This is a genomic window from Brevundimonas sp. P7753 (assembly GCF_013386595.1).
GTDB classification, from domain to species: Bacteria; Pseudomonadota; Alphaproteobacteria; order Caulobacterales; family Caulobacteraceae; genus Brevundimonas; species Brevundimonas bullata.
In genome coordinates this window covers 26,311-45,368 of the sequence record NZ_JACARP010000111.1, presented here as the reverse complement: position 1 = coordinate 45,368, position 19,058 = coordinate 26,311, and the positions used below count along the sequence as shown (strand labels likewise).

The 19,058-nt window shown below is 66.3% G+C and carries 22 protein-coding genes and 2 pseudogenes; 7 read left to right on the top strand and 17 right to left on the bottom strand.

Annotated features, from left to right (window positions below; all coding sequences use genetic code 11):
• Window positions 1-267: pseudogene (locus tag HX774_RS17410) on the bottom strand (DNA-binding transcriptional regulator); the annotation flags it as partial.
• Window positions 268-381: 114 nt separating this feature from the next.
• Between HX774_RS17410 and HX774_RS17405 the strand changes: the two are divergent.
• A complete protein-coding gene (locus HX774_RS17405) occupies window positions 382-630 on the top strand; it encodes a hypothetical protein (RefSeq protein ID WP_178828725.1) in 249 nt (82 codons plus the stop codon).
• Window positions 631-701: 71 nt separating this feature from the next.
• Window positions 702-1,280, top strand: a complete 579-nt coding sequence (locus tag HX774_RS17400) for an HdeD family acid-resistance protein (RefSeq protein WP_178828724.1) — start codon at window positions 702-704, stop codon at window positions 1,278-1,280.
• A gap of 30 nt (window positions 1,281-1,310) precedes the next feature.
• Here HX774_RS17400 and HX774_RS17395 read toward each other — a convergent pair whose 3' ends face one another.
• From HX774_RS17395 to HX774_RS17345, 11 genes are all read right to left on the bottom strand, one after another.
• A complete protein-coding gene (locus HX774_RS17395) occupies window positions 1,311-1,727 on the bottom strand; it encodes a DUF1801 domain-containing protein (RefSeq protein ID WP_178828723.1) in 417 nt (138 codons plus the stop codon).
• The gene (locus HX774_RS17390) at window positions 1,720-2,109 is read right to left on the bottom strand and encodes a cupin domain-containing protein (RefSeq protein ID WP_178828722.1); all 390 of its coding nucleotides are present in this window, start codon (window positions 2,107-2,109) and stop codon (window positions 1,720-1,722) included. The genes HX774_RS17395 and HX774_RS17390 overlap by 8 nt, the downstream gene beginning before the upstream one ends.
• A 66-nt stretch (window positions 2,110-2,175) precedes the next feature.
• On the bottom strand, window positions 2,176-2,553 hold the full coding sequence (locus HX774_RS17385) for a hypothetical protein (RefSeq protein ID WP_178828721.1): 378 nt from the start codon (window positions 2,551-2,553) through the stop codon (window positions 2,176-2,178).
• Window positions 2,554-2,657: 104 nt separating this feature from the next.
• Window positions 2,658-3,377 carry a hypothetical protein gene (locus HX774_RS17380; protein WP_178828720.1) on the bottom strand — a complete coding sequence of 240 codons (720 nt, stop codon included), beginning with the start codon at window positions 3,375-3,377 and terminating at the stop codon, window positions 2,658-2,660.
• Complete coding sequence (locus HX774_RS17375; protein WP_178828719.1) at window positions 3,374-4,795, bottom strand: NAD(P)(+) transhydrogenase (Re/Si-specific) subunit beta; 1,422 nt, start codon at window positions 4,793-4,795, stop codon at window positions 3,374-3,376. Before HX774_RS17375 ends, HX774_RS17380 begins: the two co-directional genes overlap by 4 nt.
• A 42-nt stretch (window positions 4,796-4,837) precedes the next feature.
• Window positions 4,838-5,215, bottom strand: a complete 378-nt coding sequence (locus tag HX774_RS17370) for a hypothetical protein (RefSeq protein ID WP_178828718.1) — start codon at window positions 5,213-5,215, stop codon at window positions 4,838-4,840.
• Between the two features lie 11 nt (window positions 5,216-5,226).
• Window positions 5,227-5,511, bottom strand: coding sequence for a hypothetical protein (locus HX774_RS17365; protein ID WP_114818002.1), 285 nt, complete (start codon window positions 5,509-5,511; stop codon window positions 5,227-5,229).
• Window positions 5,508-5,834 carry an NAD(P) transhydrogenase subunit alpha gene (locus HX774_RS17360; protein ID WP_178828717.1) on the bottom strand — a complete coding sequence of 109 codons (327 nt, stop codon included), beginning with the start codon at window positions 5,832-5,834 and terminating at the stop codon, window positions 5,508-5,510. Before HX774_RS17360 ends, HX774_RS17365 begins: the two co-directional genes overlap by 4 nt.
• The gene (locus HX774_RS17355; protein WP_178828716.1) at window positions 5,834-6,967 is read right to left on the bottom strand and encodes a Re/Si-specific NAD(P)(+) transhydrogenase subunit alpha; all 1,134 of its coding nucleotides are present in this window, start codon (window positions 6,965-6,967) and stop codon (window positions 5,834-5,836) included. Before HX774_RS17355 ends, HX774_RS17360 begins: the two co-directional genes overlap by 1 nt.
• Before the next feature lie 230 nt (window positions 6,968-7,197).
• Window positions 7,198-7,446: an aa3-type cytochrome c oxidase subunit IV gene (locus HX774_RS17350; protein WP_114818006.1), complete on the bottom strand. Its 249-nt coding sequence runs from the start codon at window positions 7,444-7,446 to the stop codon at window positions 7,198-7,200.
• An 88-nt stretch (window positions 7,447-7,534) separates the two neighbouring features.
• Entirely contained in the window at window positions 7,535-9,343 is a 1,809-nt protein-coding gene (locus HX774_RS17345; RefSeq protein ID WP_178828715.1) for a M3 family oligoendopeptidase, read from the bottom strand.
• A 188-nt stretch (window positions 9,344-9,531) separates the two neighbouring features.
• Between HX774_RS17345 and HX774_RS17340 the strand changes: the two genes are divergently transcribed.
• From HX774_RS17340 to HX774_RS17325, 4 genes are all read left to right on the top strand, one after another.
• The gene (locus tag HX774_RS17340) at window positions 9,532-11,334 is read left to right on the top strand and encodes a DUF4153 domain-containing protein (protein ID WP_178828714.1); all 1,803 of its coding nucleotides are present in this window, start codon (window positions 9,532-9,534) and stop codon (window positions 11,332-11,334) included.
• A 114-nt stretch (window positions 11,335-11,448) separates the two neighbouring features.
• Complete coding sequence (locus tag HX774_RS17335; protein ID WP_178828713.1) at window positions 11,449-12,906, top strand: sigma-54 dependent transcriptional regulator; 1,458 nt, start codon at window positions 11,449-11,451, stop codon at window positions 12,904-12,906.
• Window positions 12,907-12,973: 67 nt separating this feature from the next.
• Window positions 12,974-13,741 carry a 7-alpha-hydroxysteroid dehydrogenase gene (gene hdhA, locus HX774_RS17330; protein ID WP_178828712.1) on the top strand — a complete coding sequence of 256 codons (768 nt, stop codon included), beginning with the start codon at window positions 12,974-12,976 and terminating at the stop codon, window positions 13,739-13,741.
• Between the two features lie 32 nt (window positions 13,742-13,773).
• Window positions 13,774-13,968 (top strand): hypothetical protein, encoded by a 195-nt coding sequence (locus HX774_RS17325; RefSeq protein WP_114818010.1) that lies wholly within the window; start codon window positions 13,774-13,776, stop codon window positions 13,966-13,968.
• Between the two features lie 52 nt (window positions 13,969-14,020).
• Here HX774_RS17325 and HX774_RS17320 read toward each other — a convergent pair whose 3' ends face one another.
• The 5 genes and pseudogenes from HX774_RS17320 to ykgO form a co-directional block, all read right to left on the bottom strand.
• On the bottom strand, window positions 14,021-14,464 hold the full coding sequence (locus HX774_RS17320) for an acetyltransferase (protein ID WP_178828711.1): 444 nt from the start codon (window positions 14,462-14,464) through the stop codon (window positions 14,021-14,023).
• Window positions 14,465-14,745: 281 nt separating this feature from the next.
• A pseudogene (locus tag HX774_RS20435) lies at window positions 14,746-15,611 on the bottom strand (hypothetical protein).
• Window positions 15,612-16,173: 562 nt separating this feature from the next.
• Window positions 16,174-16,473: a hypothetical protein gene (locus HX774_RS17310; RefSeq protein ID WP_370523735.1), complete on the bottom strand. Its 300-nt coding sequence runs from the start codon at window positions 16,471-16,473 to the stop codon at window positions 16,174-16,176.
• 209 nt (window positions 16,474-16,682) lie between these two features.
• Window positions 16,683-16,961, bottom strand: coding sequence for a DUF2312 domain-containing protein (locus HX774_RS17305; protein WP_114817882.1), 279 nt, complete (start codon window positions 16,959-16,961; stop codon window positions 16,683-16,685).
• A gap of 219 nt (window positions 16,962-17,180) precedes the next feature.
• A complete protein-coding gene (gene ykgO / locus HX774_RS17300) occupies window positions 17,181-17,306 on the bottom strand; it encodes a type B 50S ribosomal protein L36 (RefSeq protein ID WP_006274063.1) in 126 nt (41 codons plus the stop codon).
• Window positions 17,307-17,674: 368 nt separating this feature from the next.
• Here ykgO and HX774_RS17295 point away from each other — a divergent pair, with 368 nt between their 5' ends.
• Window positions 17,675-18,958 carry a lytic murein transglycosylase gene (locus HX774_RS17295; RefSeq protein WP_178828709.1) on the top strand — a complete coding sequence of 428 codons (1,284 nt, stop codon included), beginning with the start codon at window positions 17,675-17,677 and terminating at the stop codon, window positions 18,956-18,958.
• Window positions 18,959-19,058 lie beyond the last annotated feature (100 nt).

Sequence of the window (19,058 nt, the reverse complement as noted above, 5' to 3'; positions counted from 1 at the left end):
GCCCGCGCCCCGCAGACCCGCCGCCGCCTTGGTCAGCTCCAGCATCTCGGTCGCGGTCGGCGCCTGCTCGAACGCCGACAGGCCGCCGCGAATGCGCCAGCGCTTGGTCGGCGGGTCCGACACCTCCTCGACCTGCGGGAACAGCATCAGTACCGCGTCACGCATACGCTCCGCCGTGCGCCGACCGACACGCAGCTGCCCCGCCATCTCGTTCAGCGTCAGCCCCTCGGCGCTGGCCGCCATGCCGCGCGCCAGATCGATGACCATCGCCGCCTTGTCGTGCCGCAAGAAACTTCTCCACAAGCCTACGTCCGAAACTGGCGTAATGCTGTCGCATCCTCTCAACATCAGCAAGAGGCAATCGCTTCAGGAGATCACCACATGGCCTTCGCCCGCACCCCGACGGTTCAAAAGCCCGCCCGCAAGACCTTCGCCGACCGCTACATGATCGTGCCGTGCGAAGCCGAAGGCGCCTCGGACCTCGCAGTGATTTGGGACCGTCAGGAAGAACAGGTCGTGGACGTCATCTCGGCCTCGGCCAGCAGCCGCTACTCGGACGAGGACGCCCTGTGGGACGAGTTCCACGCTACGCCTATCGCCGCCCATTCCGATTGGCGCCTGGCGGCCTGAGGGAACTCGCGGAGCCTAACGGCGTTCGGCCAGGCGCGACCTTTAAGTTCACGCCAGACGGGGAACTGTTGATGACGTCGTCCCACACCGCCGCGCCTTCGCTCGAAGGGATCGTGAAATCGGCCCTTCATCGGTCATGGTGGCTGTTGCTGCTGCGCGGGATCATCGCCATCGCCTTCGGCGTTGCGACCTTCGTCTGGCCGCAGATCAGCCTGCTGAGCCTGATCCTTGTCTACGGAATCTACGCCGTGGCGGACGGCATTCTGGCTCTAGTCGCCGCGATCCGAGGCGGCGGGATCGCGCCGCGCTGGTGGCTGGCCCTGTCGGGCGTGGTCAGCCTCCTGGCCGGCGGCCTGGCCTTCGTCTGGCCCGGTCTGACCGCCCTGGTGCTGGTCTATTTGATCGGCTTCTGGTCGATCCTGCGCGGCATCATCGAGATCGTCGGCGCCATTCGCCTGCGCAAGGAAATCGAGAACGAATGGACGCTGATCGCGGCGGGCGCCCTGTCGCTGATTTTCGGCCTGATCCTGGTCTTTGCGCCAGGCAGCGGGGCCATGGGCCTGCTGTGGCTGATCGCGGCATGGGCCATCCTGTTCGGCGGCCTGCTGATCTTCCTCGCCTTCAGGGTCAGGAAGCTGGCGACGGCCTGACGTTCGATCTGGCCGAGGAAACCCCGATCATCAGGGATAGCGCCGCTTCATCTCGGCCACCGACCATTGGCACAGCGCGCGCAAGGCCCCCATGTCGATCCGGTCCAGACGCTTGATGTAGAGGCAGGACACGCTGGTCGTGTGCGGCCCCAGCCGCTCCAGCAGATCCGCCTGAGCCTGGAAGCCGGGCATGATGTAGAGGGTCAGCGCGGCCTTGCGCGGCGAGAAGCCGATGATGGGCCAGTCAGCAGGCTTTTTCGTCGTGTTGACGTAGGTGTAGCGGCCAAAGCCGACGATGGACGGCCCCCACAGAACCGGCGCCTCGCCCGTCACCTCGCGCATCAGGGCGCAGACGGCCAAGGCGTCCTCGCGCCGTTGCGCTGGTTCCACGGCGGACAGGAAGGCGTCGACCGAGGCCTCGGTCGGCTGGGTCTTGAGGTCAGACACTCGGCGTCTCCACGGCATCCGCCGCCAGCCCCGGCGCCGTCGAACAACTGGCCAGGGTCCAGTCGCCCAGACTACGCAACCTGCGCCACGCGCCCTGCGCCGCCGCCGCCTGTGGGCAGTCTGAACTCAAAACCAGCGGGCGAAGCCCTTGATCGGTGACGATCTCCAGCTCCAGCGGCGCCCCCATGTAGAAGGCCCAGATTTCGGTCGTCTCGACCAGACGCCAGTCGCCCGCCTCGCCAGTCAGCAGCCGATAGTCGGAAGAGGCTTCGGACCCGCAGGCCGCCAGCCCTGGGTCGCGCGCCATCGGCCGGAAATGCCCGCCCTCGGGATGCGGCGTCAGCGAAAGGTTGGCGATGACTTCGTCAGCGCTGAAATCCATCTCCCCCTCCTGCATCATAACGTCCGTGAGTGCTCTGACGCTTGATGGCGCTGTTCGCGGCCAGACTCAACGTCCCGGCATGAAGGGCGGCGCTGGGCGCCATTGGCCATCCTCAAAGACGAAGTCGCCGCCACCGCGCCACGGCGTTCGGGCCAGCGGCCCGCCGGTCAGGCCATAGCCCACCACCGTGTAGCGAACGCCCGACTTCAACACCGCCGCCGGAACGACCGTATCGAACCCGTCCGGCGCATAGCCATAGACCACCTGCTTCAGGGAACGGCACTCGCGGCCCCGCGCGCCGATAGTCCAGACGGGACGCCCCACGTCGTCCGACTTCTCATGCATCGTCAGACCGCCGACACAGACCTTCTCAGACCGCGCCGGGTCGAGGCCGAAAATCGCCGTCGGCTGCTCCAGCCCGCCGCCGATGTGAACAGGGATCATGGCAGAACAGGACGTAAGCGACCCCGCCAGTAGGAAAACCGCCGCCCATGACCAAGGGCTAGATTTGAGACCGCCTCGGTCAAGTCCTGCACAGCCTCGGCTCGTCACGACGGAAACGCAAACAAGGCCGCCACACGCGCGCGATCGTCGGCAGAAAAGCGCTCGGAGAACCCCGTCACACAACCTCGATCAAAATGAAGCCATCCCTGTTCGGGATGGCGCGAGGCCTTTGCGATTCCTGCATGCCGCGCTGCCTGCACGACGCCCTCCACCGCATTGAGCCATGCCGCCGTTTCTGGCCCATTTGGACCAAGCGAGAACATGTCAGCGAGGTCAATTTCACGCCCGTCCTTCATTTCAAGACGCAGGCTGGGCTCCGGCGAACTCCGCCGCCCGTTCAGGCAACTTACCTGAAGGGACACGATCTCCGCCGGGCGATAGACTTGAGCACCGCCGACGACGTTACGCACCCAGATCTCGTGCCCGCGCATCTCGACACGGCTTCTGGAATCCCAGACCACTGCCAGAACACAGGCTATACCCAATCCCCAAAGAACGCCCGCCACAACACGACCTGGAACTTTGAGGCGCTTCATCAAGGGAAGGAGGATGCACGGCCCTAGCATCGCCAGAAAAAAGGCGACGGCCGAAGCGGCCCCCAGCAAAGGCCACCATGCCGCAGGGCTCTGCCCCCATACCCAGAGGAATGCGATCAGCCTGTAGCCGCCAAAGAAGCAAAAGAGACAGAAGCCGATCCCCAGCAGCGTCGCGAGCGAGATCGGCCGACCCGGCTGCCCTTCGTCCTGCCAGCGAACGATGCTCACAGCGCCTTCACGATCCCCTCGACCATCTTCTTGGCGTCGGCGAACAGCATCATGGTGTTGTCGCGGAAGAAGAGCTCGTTTTCGACGCCGGCGTAGCCCGCCGCCATGCCGCGTTTGATGAAGAGGACGGTCCCGGCCTTCTCCACGTCCAGCACCGGCATGCCGTAGATGGGTGATTGCGGGTCGGTCTTGGCGGCGGGGTTGGTGACGTCGTTGGCGCCGATGACGAAGGCCACGTCGGCGGAGGAGAACTCGGAGTTGATGTCCTCCAGCTCGAACACCTCATCGTAGGGCACATTGGCCTCGGCCAGCAGGACGTTCATGTGGCCCGGCATCCGGCCCGCGACGGGGTGGATGGCATACTTCACCTCGACCCCCTCTTCCTTCAGCTTGTCGGCCATTTCGCGAAGCGCGTGCTGGGCCTGGGCCACGGCCATGCCGTAGCCGGGGACGATGATGACCTTGGAGGCGTTCTTCATGATGAAGGCGGCGTCTTCGGCCGAGCCCTGCTTGACGGGGCGGGTCTCGACCGCGCCCCCGCCGCCGGCTGCTGCGGCGTCACCGCCGCCAAAGCCGCCCAGGATGACGCTGATGAAGCTGCGGTTCATGCCCTTGCACATGATGTAGCTGAGGATGGCGCCCGACGAGCCGACCAGGGCGCCGGTGATGATCAGGGCGATGTTCTCCAGCGTGAAGCCGAGCGCCGCGGCGGCCCAGCCGGAATAGGAGTTCAGCATCGACACCACGACGGGCATATCCGCGCCGCCGATGGGGATGATCAGGGTCGCGCCGAGAACGAGCGCAATGGCGAAGACGCCCCAGAAGGCCCAGATGGCCGTGCCGCCGGTGCCGATCAGCACCCCGATCAGGAAAACGAGGGCCAGGGCCAGGCCGATGTTGATCAGGTGCCGAGCGGGCAGCAGGATGGGCGAGCCGCTCATCCGGCCGTCCAGCTTGGCGAAGGCGATGACCGAGCCGGTGAAGGTGATGGCCCCGATGGCCACGCCCAGGCTCAGCTCAACGATCGACAGGGTCTTGATGCCGCCCTCTGCGGTCATGATGCCGAAGGCGTCGGGCGCATAGACGGCCCCGACCGCCACCAGACAGGCGGCCAGACCCACCAGGGAGTGGAAGGCCGCGACCAGTTGCGGCATGGCCGTCATCGGCACGCGCTTGGCGATCAGCGCGCCTGCGCCCCCGCCGACCACGACGCCGCCGCCGATCAGGACCAGCGTCACCATATCCAGCGCGCCCGAGGTTCCCAGCGTCAACAGGGTCACGCCGACAGCCAGACCCATGCCGATCATGCCCAGGCTATTGCCCCGGCGGCTGGTCTCGGGACTGGACAAGCCCCTGAGCGAGAGGATGAACAGGACCCCCGCAGCCAGATAGGCCAGCGCGGCTAAAGATGCGTTCATCAGATCCCCTCCCCCAGGGTCATGTCAGTCGGTCATTTCAGGTCAGAAGACGTTGACGACGGCCGGCGTCGCCGCGTCGCGGGTGCCGGCCGAGGTGGCCGTGCCGTTCTTGACGACGGCGACGCCGACGCCGCCCTCGCCGCCCGTCTTGGTCACGCGGCAGCTGCCGTTGTCGCCCGGCAGGCGACCGGCCATGCGGCCCGTGCCGGTGTGGTTGATGCGGTTCATGTGGATGCCGCGCACGGTCACGGGCGCGAACTGGCACTGGAGCGCCCAGTTGGCGCCCTGCGGCGCGGCGACGGACCAGTGCAGGCCGCCGTAAGGGTTCTGGCCGACCTCTTCGGTCTTCTGGGCCGAGGCGGCGCCCGATGCGGCGACGGCGGCGGTCAGGACGGCGGCGAAAATCAGGGTGGTTTTCATCACGATTACTCTTAGCGTTTGGTCAGACCTTGGGTGCGGGACAGTCGCCACAGCGCGGCGGCGATGAACAGCGGCCCCAGGAATATCATGGCCCAGTCGAAGACGGTCATCTCGCGGTTCTGGATGACGATCCGCGTCAGCACGGCGGCGAAGACCAGCACCACGCCACAGTCCTGAAACCGCAGCTTGCCGATGGGGTCCTTGACCCGCACCCAGCTCCAGATCCACAGGGCCACGCCCAGGCCGGTGACGGCCCAGGAGACATAGAAGGCGAACAGAACCGGCGAAAAAATCACGAGGCCTTGGGCCTTTCTTTCTTCTTGTACATGGCCAGCATCCGTCGCGTGACCATGAAGCCGCCGAAGATGTTGACGCTGGCGAGCGTCACCGCCGCCACACCCGCGCCCTTGGCGATCCAGGCGTTCGGCCCTGCAGCCTCGGGGCTAAGCGCGGCTGCGGCGATCAGGCCGCCGACGACGATGACGCTGGAAATGGCGTTGGTCACAGCCATAAGCGGCGTGTGCAGCGCCGGCGTCACGCTCCACACCACGTAATAGCCGACGAAGATCGCCAGCACGAAGATGGCCAGGCGGAAGACGGTGGGATCGACGTGTTCCATCAGCCCTTCACTCCTTCATGCACCACAGCTCCGCCGTGCGTCACGACGGCGGCCTTGAGGATTTCGTCTTCCAGATCCAGCGTCACGACGCCGTCCTTCAGCATCAACCCGACGAAGGCGGTCAGGTTGCGGGCGTAGAGGGCGCTGGCGTCGGCTGCGATCCGGCCCGGCAGGTTGGTGTAGCCGACGATGGAGGCGCCGTTCGCCGTGGTCACGACCTCGCCCGCCTTGGCGCCCGCGACATTGCCGCCCGCCTCGACCGCCAGATCGATCAGGACCGAGCCGGGCTTCATCGACGCCACCTGCTCGGCGCTGACCAGCACCGGCGCCGCGCGACCGGGGATCAGGGCGGTGGTGATGACGATGTCCTGCTTCCTGATGTGTTCGCCGGTTAGAGCGGCCTGCTTGGCCTGGTACTCGGGGCTCATCGGCTTGGCGTAGCCGCCAGCGGTTTGCGCGTTCTTGAACTCTTCGTCCTCGACGGCCAGGAACTTAGCGCCGAGGCTCTCGACCTGTTCCTTGGTGGCCGGACGGACGTCGGTGGCGGTGACGACCGCGCCCAGACGCCGGGCCGTGGCGATGGCCTGCAAGCCCGCGACGCCGACGCCCATGACGAAGACCTTGGCCGGGGCGACCGTGCCCGCCGCCGTCATCATCATCGGGAAGCCCTTGCCGAAGGCGTAGGCCGCCTCGATCACCGCACGATATCCGGCCAGATTGGCCTGGGACGACAGCACGTCCATGACCTGGGCGCGGGTGATGCGTGGCACGAATTCCATGGCGAAGGCGGTGACGCCGGCGCCCTTCAGCGCCTCGACCGTATCCTTCTCGCGATAAGCGTCCAGCATGGCGACGACGATGGCGCCAGGCTTGAGCGCGCTGGTTTCCTGCGCCGTCGGGCCGCGCACCTTCAGCACGATGTCGGCGCCCTCCAGCACCGCGCGGGTGTCGGGCTTCACCGTGGCGCCGGCCTCGGCGTAGTCAGCGTCGGGAATGGACGAACCGACGCCCGTCCCGGCCTCGACCGAGACGGTCGCGCCCAGGGCGATCAGCTTCTTCACCGTTTCCGGCGTTACAGCGCAACGCGTTTCGCCTTCACGGCGCTCGCGGGTCACGGCGATGGCGACAGCCAAGCGAATCCCTCCCAAGTCCCCCAGAGCCCGAACGTTAGGACGAAGGCGAAGGGCGCGTCAAAGTCGAAATTGCTGCAACTGCGTGATTTCTTTGCGCCAGCGCCGCCTCTTGACGCAAGGAGAGGCAAAATCGTGCCGCGGCCCGCGCCTAATTCCAAAAGAAAAGCCCGTCGAACGCGGGGTCCGGCGGGCTTTTCAAATATCGCAGCGCCGCAAGCGCGGCGCGGTCGTCAGTGGGCGGGCTTGGAACGTAGGGCGAAGAAGCCGACCACACAGAGCGCCACAGCACTGATCGCGCCAGCCAGGAAGCCCGCGCCTACCGCGAACCAGACGGTCAGCAGCAGCAGGACCGCGGCCATGGCCAGCGAGCCCCACTTGGCCAGGAAGAGGAACAGATGCCAGGTCGAAACCTGTTCCGAGATTTCCATCGAGCCGTGCACATAGGCGTGTTCGGCGTGGTCTGCGTGCTGGTCGGCCATTCAGGTCTTCCGAAAAAGAGTCAAGATTTCGACGGCTCTTATAGCGACGCCCGCGTGGGGCTCAAGCCCACGCGGCGTCTTGCCTCGCTCAGTCTTGGGCCGACAGGGCCTCGAATTGATCGACTAGGCGTTCCAGGCGCCGGGTGCCGATGGTCCAGAAGGCCGGGTCGCGCGGGTTCAGGCCGAAGGGCTTCAGCGCCTCGACATAGGTATGAGCCCCGCCGCCCGACAGCAGGTCGCGATACAGCGGCGTGAAGGCCTCAGGGTCCTTGGCGCGCGTCTCCATCAGGGCCGCGACCAGCAGGTCGCCGAAGGCGTAGGTATAGACGTAGAAGGGCGAGTGGACGAAGTGGCTGACGTAGGCCCACCAGTTTTCATAGCCGGGGTTCAGCGTAACCGCCGGGCCGAGGCTGGCGCCCAACTCCTGCATCCAGATTTCGCCGATGCGTTCGACCGGGACCTCGCCCGCCGCGCGTTCGTGGTGGAAGCGGGTCTCGAAGCGGTGGAAGGCGATCTGGCGCACCACCGTGTTCAGGCCGTCCTCGATGCGACCGGCCAGAAGGGCGCGCTGGTCCTGGGGCGTCGCCTCGGCCAGCAGGCGGTCGAAGGTCAGGCCCTCGGCGAAGATCGACGCCGTCTCGGCCAAGGTCAGCGGCGTGTCGGCCAGCAAGCTGCCTTGCGCCGCCGCCAGGGTCTGATGCACCCCGTGGCCCAGTTCGTGGGCCAGGGTCAGCAGGTCTCGCCGCTCGCCCATCCAGTTCAGGAAGACGTAGGGATGGCGGTCCGCCGTCACCGGGTGGGCGTAGGCGCCGGACTGCTTGCCGGGTCGCGCCCGTGCGTCGATCCACGGCCGGTCGAAGAACCAGGCCGCGCGCTCCGCGAAGTCACCGCCCAGATCATTGAAGCTGGCCAACACCACCTTGCGCGCCTGTTTCCAGTCATAGGTGCGCGGCGGCGTCGCCTCGATGGGGGCGTTGCGGTCCCAGTGGTTCAGCGTCGTCCGGCCCATGGCCTTGGCCTTGAGCGCGTAATAGCGGTGCGAGATGCGCGGATAGGCTTCGGCCACGGCCTCGGCCATGGCGTCGACGCTCTCGCCGTCGACTTCGTTGCCCAGATGGCGGCTGTCGGCGGGGCGTTTGAAGCCGCGCCACTTGTCTTCCAGCGCCTTGTCGGCGGCGACGGTGTTCATGACCATGGCCATGGTCTGGGCCTTGTCGGCGAAGGCCTTCGACAGGCCCTCGGCGGCGGACGCGCGCTTGGCGGCGTCGGCGTCGCTGAGGCGGTTGAGCGCCTCGGACAGGGTCAGGCTTTCGCCGTCGGCGTCAGCCCGCAGGGCGGCCAGGGTTTCGTCGAACAGGCGAGGCCACTGGGCCTGAATCGGGCCGCGCTCGGCGATGAAGGTCTCAAGCTCGGACGATAGTTCATGCGGCTTCATCGCCCGCACCCGGCGCAGCCAGGGCGACCAGCGCGCGGCGGCCGGATGAGCGGAAAGCGCCGCAACGATCTCGGCCTCCTCCAGCTGATTGATCTCCAGCGTCAGCCAGACGGTCGGCGTGGCGATGACCGTCATCTTCTCGCGGATATTGGCCTCGAAGCCCTGCGCGCCCGCATCGTCGCGCGCCGTCGAGGCGGCGAGGAAGGCGTAGGCGCCCAAGCCGCCCATGACGTCCGCCGCCTGTTCGTAGAGGGCTATGGTCTGATCCAGCGCCGCGCCCAGCGCCGCCGCGTCGCCGCGCTGGCCGACCAGTTGGCCCTGGAAGGCGTTCATCTGGTCGACCAGGGCCTTGGCGCGGTCGAGGTCGGCGAGGATGCGCGCATCCTCGCGCGAGGCGTAGAGGTCGGACAGGTCCCACAGCGGGGCGTCGGTCAGGTCGGGGGTCTTGATGGGGGCGTTCATGGTCAAGTTGTGGGGGCGCGGACGGGCGGGCGCAAGCGGGCGCGGCGGGTAGAGATGCTCAAGCAGCCTAAAGAACGATCGCAAGCCAAGCGCCCTTCTCCCCTTGCGGGAGAAGGAAGGATGAGGTGGGCGCTTTCCCTTCTCGCCGTCCCGGTCCACCCTGTCCGCCAAGCGCAAGGGGCCATGCCATGACCGACCCGTACAACGATCAGACCGGACGCGCCTCGCTAGGCGGGACGAAGGGGCTGGCGGTCGCGCGTCTGGGGATCGGGCTGGTTCAGGGGCTGCTGCTCTACGCCCTGTATCGCAGCGGCGCCTCGCATGACGCCCTGACCTGGCCCGCCACCTATCCGCCCTTGTTCGGGGCGCTGATCCTGGCCGTCAGCTTTACGCCGGTCATGCTGCTGGCGGGGGTCGGGCGGTTGTCGGTCAAGGCGCTGGCGATCTGGGGGCTGATCTCCGCCGCCATGCTGATGCTGCTGGGCTGGCACGACGTGGCGCAGCAGGCGACGGACGGACGCTTCTATCCGCCCTATCTGCGTTTCCCAGTCATCGCCTTCGCCGCCGCCGCATTGTTCATCGCCCATCACCTGATCGTTCCGGCGGTCGCGTCACGACGATGGATCGCCGACTTCGACGACTATTTCGACACGGCGTGGAAGGCGGGGGTGCAGTTGGCCCTGTCGCTGGGCTTCACCGGCGCCTTCTGGCTGCTGCTGTTCCTGGGCGCGGCCCTGTTCCGGGTCATCAGCCTCGATTTCCTGTCCGACCTGATCGGCGAGGAATGGTTCTCCATCCCCGTCACCTGCCTGGTCTTCGCGGTCGCGGTGCAGTTGACCGACGTGCGCAGCGGTCTGATCCGGGGCGTGCGGACTGTGGCCCTGATGCTGCTGTCCTGTCTACTGCTGGTCATCACGGTGCTGGTGGCGGGCTTCCTGCTGGCCCTGCCCTTCACCGGGCTGGACGGATTGTGGAAGACGGGCAGCGCCACGGCCCTGGTGCTGTCAGCGGCGGCGGCCCTGATCATCCTGATCAACACCGCCTACCAGGACGGGCGAGAAGACAATCTGCCGCCGGTGGTGTTGCGCGTCGCCGTACGGGTCGCCTCCGTCCTGCTGACGCCGCTGATCCTGATCGCCATATGGGGCTTAAGCCTTCGCATAGGCCAGCATGGCCTGACCCCCGACCGGATCATCGCCTCGGCCTGCGCCCTAGTCGGGGTCATCTACGCGGCGGGTTACGGCTGGGCGGCGCTGTCGCCCTTCTGGAAGAAGACGGCGTGGATGAAGCCGCTGGAGCGGACCAATGTCGCCGCCGCGGTGCTGACCGTCGCGGTCATCCTGGCCCTGTTCAGCCCCCTGCTGGACCCCGCCCGCCTGTCGGTAGGGGATCAGGTCGCGCGGCTGAAGCGGGGGGCCGTCAACGCGGCCCAGTTCGATTACGGCTTCCTGCGCTTTGAGGCCGGCAAGCCGGGTCGCGCGGCCCTGGCCGATCTGGCCAAGTCGTCAAACGCCGAGATCGCGCGCCGGGCCAAACAGGCGCAGGCGACGGACAATCGCTATGATCTGAAGCAGAAGGACGACTCCCTTCCGCCCCGGACGCCGCGCGTCGGCGTCTGGCCCGAAGGCGCGACCTTGCCCCCTGGGTTCGTGACGCCGGTGCGGCGGGACGATCCTCGATATGACTGCGAGGACGCCGCCGAATGTCTGGCGACCGCCCGCGATCTGAACGGCGACGGCAAGACCGAGGTGCTGCTGGCCGACCGCTTCCGCATCGCCCTATTCGCGCAAGGGCCGGACGGGGCCTGGACGCATCAGGGCGACTATCGGGTCGTCTTCTGCGGATCGGGTTCAAACGACGTGCGCGAACTGCTGAAGAACCCGCAAACCGCGCCGGTCGCCCCGGCCTGGCCCGACCTTTCCACCCCGCGCGGCGAGGCTCGTTTCACGCCCGAACAGGACTGCCCCGCCCCCGTCGCCGTTAACCCCTGACTCAGTTCTCCGAAACCCGATCTTCACCCCCTGCCTGTTATGGGTCAGCTGGAAGCGAGCCGATCCCGAGCAACGAGGACGGCCGTGACGGTGATGTTTTAGGGTGTGTTTCACATGGCCAAGACCGTTCTGGTCGTCGACGATGATCCCACGCAGCGCCGCCTGATTCAGGCGGTGCTGGACCGCGAAGGCTATGCCGTCCTCCACGCCGAGAGCGGGGGTGAGGCTATCGACCGCCTAACCAAGGGCGGCGGCGCCGATGTGGTCCTGCTGGATCTCGTCATGCCGGGCCTGTCGGGTCTGGAGACGCTGGCGGAAATCCGCACGGCGGGCGTGGCTGTGCCGGTCATCGTCCTGACGGCCAACGGCGGCATCGAGACCGTGGTCAAGGCCATGCAGGCCGGGGCCCAGGACTTCTTCGTCAAGCCGGTGGGGCCGGAGCGGCTGCTGATCGGGGTGCGCAACGCCCTGCAATTGACGCAGCTTTCGGCCGAGATCGGTCGTCTGAAGAAACACGTTTCGGGCCGGACCTCGTTTGACGACATCGTCGGCGACAGCCCGCCGATGCGCATGGTCAAGGCTCTGGGCGTGCGCGCCGCCAAGTCCGGCATCCCGGTGCTGATCACCGGCGAAAGCGGCGTCGGTAAAGAGGTCATCGCCCGCGCCCTGCACGGCGCCTCGGACCGAGCCGGCAAGCCCTTCGTGGCCGTCAACTGCGGCGCCCTGCCCGCCAATCTGGTCGAATCCATCCTGTTCGGTCACGAGAAGGGCAGCTTTACCGGCGCCACCGACAAGCACCTCGGCAAGTTCATGGAGGCCAACGGCGGCACCCTGTTCCTGGACGAGATCGGCGAGCTGCCGCTGGACATGCAGGTCAAGCTGCTGCGCGCCCTGCAGGAAGGCGAGATCGACCCGGTCGGCGCCAAGCGCGCGGTCAAGGTCGACGTCCGCATCGTCTCGGCCACCAATCGCGACCCGGCCCAGCAGGTCAAGGAAGGCGCCTTCCGCGAGGACCTGTTCTACCGCCTGAACGTCTTCCCGATCGAGGCGCCGGCCCTGCGCGAACGGCGCGAGGACATTCCGGCCCTGGTGGAGCACTTCATCGCCCGCTTCAATGTCGAAGAAGGCAAGCGGGTCGCCGGCTGCGCCGTCGAGACCATGGCCCTGCTGCAGGCCTTCGACTGGCCCGGCAATGTGCGCCAGCTGGAAAACGCCATCTATCGCGCCCTGGTGCTGGCGGATTCGCCGTTGCTGCAGCCGCACGACTTCCCGGCCATCTCGGGCGTGGCCATGCCGCTGACCTCGGGCGGCGTCATCTCGCACGACCGCGCTGAGACTCCCGCCAGCGAAGCGACCGGCGAGGCCCAGCCTGACAGTCCTGTACGCATCATCGACGCGCGCGGCCACCTGCGCACCCTGGAAGAGATCGAACGCGACCTGATCCAGCACGCCATCGAGGTCTATTCCGGCCACATGAGCGAGATCGCGCGGCGCCTCGGCATCGGCCGCTCGACCCTGTACCGCAAGGTCCGCGAACAGGGGCTGGAAGAGCAGCTGAAGGAAGCGGGCTGAGGCGCGGAACCTGAACTCGCAAGCTGAGCTTTACCTCTGAACCCCCTTGGGCTGGACAGAGGACGCCATGGCTATCGAGAGCGCATTTCGGCTGGACGGCGACGTCGCCATCGTCACCGGCGGCGCCGCCGGCATCGGTCGCGGCATCGCCGAGACCTTTGCGCAGGCCGGGGCCGCCGTGGTGGTCACCGACCTAAAGAAGGACGGCGCACACGCGGTGGCCGAGGGCATCGTGGCGGCGGGCGGCCGGGCCATTGCCCTGGAATGCAACGTCACCGACGAAGCCCAGCGACAGGCCGTGATCGACGCCGCGCTTCAGGCCTTCGGCAAGATCACCCTTCTGGCCAACAACGCCGGCGGCGGCGGGCCCAAGCCCTTCGACATGCCGATGCGCGATTTCGAATGGGCGTTCCAGCTCAACGTTTTCGCCATGTTCCGCTTCATGCAGATGGTCGCGCCCCACATGGTGCAGGCGGGCGGCGGGGCGATCCTGAACATTTCCTCGATGGCCGGCGAGAACAAGAACAGCCGCATGGCGTCCTATGGATCGTCCAAGGCGGCGGTCAATCACCTGACCCGCAACGTCGCCTTCGACCTGGGCCCCAAGGGCATCCGCGTCAACGCCATCGCGCCGGGGGCGATCAAGACCGACGCCCTGGCCAAGGTGCTGACGCCCCAGATCGAGGCCGCCATGCTGAAGCACACGCCGCTGGGGCGACTGGGCGAGACCCAGGACATCGCCAACGCCGCCCTCTTCCTGTGCTCGCCCGCCGCGTCCTGGGTCAGCGGCCAGGTCCTGACCGTCTCGGGCGGCGGGGTTCAGGAACTGGACTGACCCCTACCCTTTCGACGTGCTAGGCTGTCGGCATGAGCGATCTTCACGACGACACCCCCGCCGCAGCCGCCGCCGAGGGTCCGGGCGAAACGCCCCTGCAACGCGCGCTTCGCCAAAAGAAGGAAGCGCTCGACGCCCGCCCCAAACCGCCGCGCGGCGGTCGCTTCCAGCGCGAACAGGCCGCCCGCATCAAGACCGGCGCGGCGCGCCCGTGGATGAGCAAGTAGGGCGAGCGGTCAAGCGGACAGGGCGAACGTCTGCTGTGGGCGGAGGGTCCTCTCAGCTATCGGCCCGGCGCCGGAGATGTATGAGCGGATAAGGCCTGCCCTGACCATCCTGAGCAGATCGCCCGATACGTTCGAAGCCTAGATGTTCGTAAAAACCGAGGGCCTTCGGATTCTGCGCGTTCACATCGACCGTCAGGTCTGGATGCGCGGCAAGAGCCTTATGAACAAGGGCTTTGCCAATACCTCTGCCATGTTGATCCGGGTCCACAAAAAGCGCCTCCAGATGCCCTTCATGCAAGAACATGAAGCCGAGCGGCGTATCAGAACCATCAACGGCAAGGCGCAGAGATACCTGCGGGAAAAAGCCTAGAAGCTCAGCCTCGATGGCGTCGCGGTCGTCTGCGGCAAGGAAGTCGTGGGTCGCGTCAACGGCCGCGCGCCAGATCTCCATGACGCGAGGCAGATCGGACGGGAAGGAAGGGCGAAAATCCAACATGCTGCGTCTTTACCCGCACCTCCTTTCGTCCGCCATGGGTCGAAAGCAGCCCTCGCCGCATACACCGCACCGGGCGGAGGAACAAGGAAGTGCCTGGGTTCCGGGTTCGCTTCGCCTCCCGGAATGACGCCGGGAACCCCGAACCGCAGCGCGGCGGCCGCTTCCGGCGCAAGCAGGCCGCCCACATCAAGACCGGCGGGGCGGGACCGTGGGTGACCAGGTAGGGCGCGGTGAAGCGGACAGGCTGGATGTCAGCTCAGGGTGGGAAGCGGTCGTTGGATTCAATGAGCTCTAGCGGGTGTAACGCTAAGAAGTCGGTCGATGAAGGCGTTCAAACTCGAAGCTAAATCACCTACAGACTGGACAGAGATCGACTCTGGATACCATCCGCTCACATCGTAGCCGATCCCAACGGCCCCGATTTGGATTTGGCCCTCCCGACGGATGCTATCCAAAACCGACTGCAGATGAGCGTCCAGATACATTGCGCCATTCGCCTGTTGAGTTGAGTCGTCCACTGGGATCCATCGGAGAGAACCAGCAGGGTCTTTGCGGCCTCCGACCTAACCAGAAGGCGACTTGCGGCCCAGACAACGGCTTCACCGTCGATGTTCTCCTTGGGAAGGTCCGGCCTGAGCATCGACCTGATCGCAGCGCCGGAAATCTCGCTGCCTTCGTCGTCGCCGTCGCGATAGACGACATGGAGGAGTTCGCAAAGTCGGCCCGGGTGACGCGGTCTGAGCCGCCATTTCCATCGTCTGCGCGGTCTGCCACCCCTCCACGAAGCGGTAGTAAACCCGAGGACTTCGACTCGACAGCCCGCAGCCCTCAGTCTCCGAACAGCTTGCGCAATTGCCGCAGCGGCAAGCGCCATAGGGGCGCCGCGCATCGAGCCGGACTGGTCCAACAGGAGTGTAATAGCCGTGTCAGGTTGTTCACTGACTTCCCAGCCCGTGGCTGGCGCCTGAGCGGCGGGAGTTTCGAACGAAGCCGTCAGCGCAGCATCGAACTCTGCGAAGGACGCATCCACGGCTTTCGTGTCCAGCGCTGATAGAGGGCCAAGAACACCATCCAGTTCATCCCATCTGACCTCACGGTCAAACCTAGTGGTGAAGACGCGATAGTAAGGTGTGGGGTCGCGAGCCATGGCCGACCATACAGCCTCAACGGCCTCTGCCAATGGGACCGTGGAGGTCCGCCATGGGCGTGAACCGAAGTTCGCCTAAGGGTGGGAAGCAGAGTTTTGTGAATACGGGACGACCATCCGCTAGCTAATCATTGGCAGATGACAGGTGTTTTCCAGCTGCTCGCCGTTCTCTTTGCGTTAGCTGCGCTCGGCTGGGGTGCGGTCAAGTTCGGCGATGTTGTCGCAGAAACCGTTGATCCCGACAGTAGGCGTCAGCTTCGCAAATTTGTTCGCGTCCTGGCTGTAGCGGTCGCGGTTGTTTTGGGCGGTTTTATTGCAGTCACGGCGCTGACCGCTGTCCTTTGGGGCACGGGGTGTGAGCGTGTTCTGGACCCAATGGCTTGTCCAGCGGAGGACTGATGGGCGCTGACGATTCGATGTCCGCAGTTGGAAGAAGTCATCGCCAAGCGCGGCACAAGCCGTCACCCCGGCGGCGCCAAGGGGCGATGGGAAGCATCATCCGTCTGGATTCCGGGTTCGCTGCGCGTCCCGGAATGACGGCGGCAGCAGCGAAAGCGATTCCTCACTCCTCCGTCTTCTTCGCCTTGCGCATCCAAGGGCGGGTTTCTTCGCCGTTGGCCTTGGCGGTGATTTCCTTGAGCTTGCGACCCTGCATGGTCGAGAAGGCCTGACCGGGAGCGCCTTTCTCGGGGTCGGCGAAGGCGCGGCCGTGGGTCTGGATTCGCTCGCCGACCGAATCGAGGAAGTCGCCCTCCCATTCGGACAGCGAAACGCCCGCCTTCTCGGCCGAGCGGCGGGCGCGTTTCAGAGCGTTGAGCGCCGCCCGCCTAGCGGCCTCACGCTGCTGTTCCCAAGGGCTCAACAGCGGCTTCTTTTTGAGTGCGTTACCGTCCTTCGGACTACTTGAGCGCAGATTAGAGGCGCCAGGCTTGTTGGCGTTGTCGCCCTTCAAGCCGCTGCTCTTGAACCCGCTGGAGCGCAGCTTGGATGCGTCGCCGCCCTTCAGGCTGCTGGAGCGTGAAGGGCGGTCGCTGGGGGGCTTGAAGGGGGTGCGCTTCAGGCCCGCCTCCCTCAGATCTCGCCGAGGGCCGACAGATAGAGGTCGAGGATGGCTTCTTCTTCCTGACGCTTGGCCTTGTCCTGTTTGCGCAGGCGCAGGACCTTGCGCAGGACCTTGACGTCATAGCCCTCGCCCTTGGCCTCAGCGAAGACCTCCTTCATGTCGACCATGACGGCCTGCTTGTCCTCTTCGAGGCGCTCCAGGCGCTCGATGATCGAGCGCAGACGGCCCTGGGCCGTGGCGGTCAGGACGTCCGAGGAAGCGTCAAAGGCGGGGGCGTCGTCGGCCATGAAGAAAGCTCCGAAACTTGAATTGGCCGACGGGCGACCGTGAACCCACTCTCAAGCAGACAGGGGGCCGAAAGGGCAAGAAAGGAATCGCCCGAACCGCTGAAGAGGCCGAATCGCCGCGTTCCAGCAGCCTGACGTCGAGACACGAAAAAGGCTGCGGACAGGGTCCACAGCCTTTGAATATCGCAACCGCAGCGCCGAAACCGGCGCCGACAGGTTTTAGCCTTGCTTGGCTTTGAAGCGCGGGTCGGTCTTGTTGATCACATAGACCACGCCCTTGCGGCGAACGATCTTGCAGTCGCGGTGGCGACCCTTGAGCGACTTAAGCGAGCTACGGACCTTCATGGTCGGACGTCCCGAAGAATTGGAGGCCCGTGAGGGCGGTCAAAAACAAATGCGCGGGTCCTTGCGAGAAGGACCTTGCGGCGGAGCGGTGCGTATAGAGAGGCCCTCGCCTTTCGTCAACATTCCGCACCGGGATTCCGCTGGAGGCCTGGCCTCCGGGTCGAACGGAGGGTCTCCGGACATGCACGTCCGGCGCGTCGCCCCTCCGCCACCAGGCCGTGTCCAAGGGAGCAGAAATGTAAAACGCCGTTCGTTAATCGGCCACTGTCGAAAAGGGTTAGCGGCGACTTAACCCTTTTCACGGAAACCCCTTTCCGCTTCGCGCGCTTGTGATTGGTCGTGGAATTTGGGGGCGTTAGCCTGTGCTCATGCGTATCGCCTATCGTCTTGTCCTGATTGGTTCTGTGGCGGCCTGCGCGCCCATGGTTCCGTCGCCGCCTCAGCCGCAGCCTGTTCCGCCCGCCGTCGTCGAGCCTGCGCCGGCGACCCCGCCATCGACGCCGCCCGCCGCCACGGACATGGCCGACGCCTATGACCAGGCCAGCTTCGAGGCCTGGAAGAAAAGCTTCCTCGATCGGCTCGGCGGCGCGCGGAAGTGGGAGTATTCGCGTGAGCTGAACGGCGTCACGCCGAACGCCAGCGTCATCCGCCTGGACCGCAACCAGCCCGAGTTCTCGCGCCCCGCCGGCGCCTATATCCAGAGCGCCACCGCCCCGGCCCGAATCGCCATGGCGCGTCAGCGCGTGGACCGCGTGCCATGGGAGGTGACGCAGCGATTCGGCGTGCCGACCGAGATCCTGCTGGGCGTCTGGGCGCAGGAAAGCGCCTTTGGTCAGGTTCAGGGCGATTTTGACGTCATTCGCTCGCTGGCGACCCTGGCCTATGACGGTCGCCGCCGCGCCTGGGCCGAGGACCAGTTGAAGAATGCGCTCGACATCGTTGTCGATGGTCGCCGCAGCCGCAGCGGCCTGAAAGGCAGTTGGGCGGGCGCCATGGGCCAGACCCAGTTCATGCCCGACAACTATCTGAAGCTGGGCGTGGATCAGAACGGCGACGGCAAGGTCGACATCTGGGGCTCGGACGCCGACGCCCTGGCCTCGGCGGCGAATCTGCTGGCCCAGGCCGGATGGAAGCGCGGTCAGGGCTGGGCGTATGAGGTCATCCTGCCCGCCGACTTCGACTACAGCCAGGCCGAGGGGCCCAAGCATGACTGGGCCTGGTGGTCGGCGCGCGGCGTGCGTCTGGCCAACGGCGGCGCGCTGAACGCCGATGAAGCCGCCGAGGGCGCGACCATCCTGCTGCCGCAGGGGGCCAAGGGGCCGGTCTTCCTGGCCCTGCCCAACCACTATGTGATCCGGCGCTACAACAACTCGGTCAGCTATGCCCTGGCCATCGGCCTGATCGCCGACGGGGTGGCGGGCAAGCCGCCGCTGACGGCGACCTGGCCCAATGACGGCCCGCTGACCCGCGAACAGCGCGTCGGCGCCCAGACGGCCCTGACGCGCATGGGCTTCGACACCCAGGGCGTGGACGGCGTGATCGGGTCGAACACGCGCGCGGCCCTGCGCCGCTGGCAGCAGGCCAACGGGCGGGTGGCGGACGGCTATCTGACGGACGCGCTGGCGGACGAGCTGATCAGGCGGGCGCGGTAGCGACTCCCTTCTCCCCTTGTGGGAGAAGGTGGCAGTCCTCGGACTTGATCCGAGGGCTGACGGATGAGGGGTGTAAGCACCTCCCATCCGATCAAGACCG

What these genes read in the sequence shown, in the direction of transcription:
- HX774_RS17405 (WP_178828725.1), top strand. Translation starts at nt 382, where the DNA reads ATGGCCTTCGCCCGCACCCCGACGGTTCAAAAGCCCGCCCGCAAGACC.
- HX774_RS17385 (WP_178828721.1), bottom strand. Translation starts at nt 2,553, where the DNA reads ATGATCCCTGTTCACATCGGCGGCGGGCTGGAGCAGCCGACGGCGATT.
- HX774_RS17350 (WP_114818006.1), bottom strand. Translation starts at nt 7,446, where the DNA reads ATGGCCGACCAGCACGCAGACCACGCCGAACACGCCTATGTGCACGGC.
- HX774_RS17370 (WP_178828718.1), bottom strand. Translation starts at nt 5,215, where the DNA reads ATGAAAACCACCCTGATTTTCGCCGCCGTCCTGACCGCCGCCGTCGCC.
- HX774_RS17325 (WP_114818010.1), top strand. Translation starts at nt 13,774, where the DNA reads ATGAGCGATCTTCACGACGACACCCCCGCCGCAGCCGCCGCCGAGGGT.
- hdhA (WP_178828712.1), top strand. Translation starts at nt 12,974, where the DNA reads ATGGCTATCGAGAGCGCATTTCGGCTGGACGGCGACGTCGCCATCGTC.
- HX774_RS17295 (WP_178828709.1), top strand. Translation starts at nt 17,675, where the DNA reads ATGCGTATCGCCTATCGTCTTGTCCTGATTGGTTCTGTGGCGGCCTGC.
- HX774_RS17320 (WP_178828711.1), bottom strand. Translation starts at nt 14,464, where the DNA reads ATGTTGGATTTTCGCCCTTCCTTCCCGTCCGATCTGCCTCGCGTCATG.
- HX774_RS17375 (WP_178828719.1), bottom strand. Translation starts at nt 4,795, where the DNA reads ATGAACGCATCTTTAGCCGCGCTGGCCTATCTGGCTGCGGGGGTCCTG.
- HX774_RS17390 (WP_178828722.1), bottom strand. Translation starts at nt 2,109, where the DNA reads ATGGATTTCAGCGCTGACGAAGTCATCGCCAACCTTTCGCTGACGCCG.
- HX774_RS17345 (WP_178828715.1), bottom strand. Translation starts at nt 9,343, where the DNA reads ATGAACGCCCCCATCAAGACCCCCGACCTGACCGACGCCCCGCTGTGG.
- HX774_RS17360 (WP_178828717.1), bottom strand. Translation starts at nt 5,834, where the DNA reads ATGGAACACGTCGATCCCACCGTCTTCCGCCTGGCCATCTTCGTGCTG.
- ykgO (WP_006274063.1), bottom strand. Translation starts at nt 17,306, where the DNA reads ATGAAGGTCCGTAGCTCGCTTAAGTCGCTCAAGGGTCGCCACCGCGAC.
- HX774_RS17340 (WP_178828714.1), top strand. Translation starts at nt 9,532, where the DNA reads ATGACCGACCCGTACAACGATCAGACCGGACGCGCCTCGCTAGGCGGG.
- HX774_RS17305 (WP_114817882.1), bottom strand. Translation starts at nt 16,961, where the DNA reads ATGGCCGACGACGCCCCCGCCTTTGACGCTTCCTCGGACGTCCTGACC.
- HX774_RS17335 (WP_178828713.1), top strand. Translation starts at nt 11,449, where the DNA reads ATGGCCAAGACCGTTCTGGTCGTCGACGATGATCCCACGCAGCGCCGC.
- HX774_RS17400 (WP_178828724.1), top strand. Translation starts at nt 702, where the DNA reads ATGACGTCGTCCCACACCGCCGCGCCTTCGCTCGAAGGGATCGTGAAA.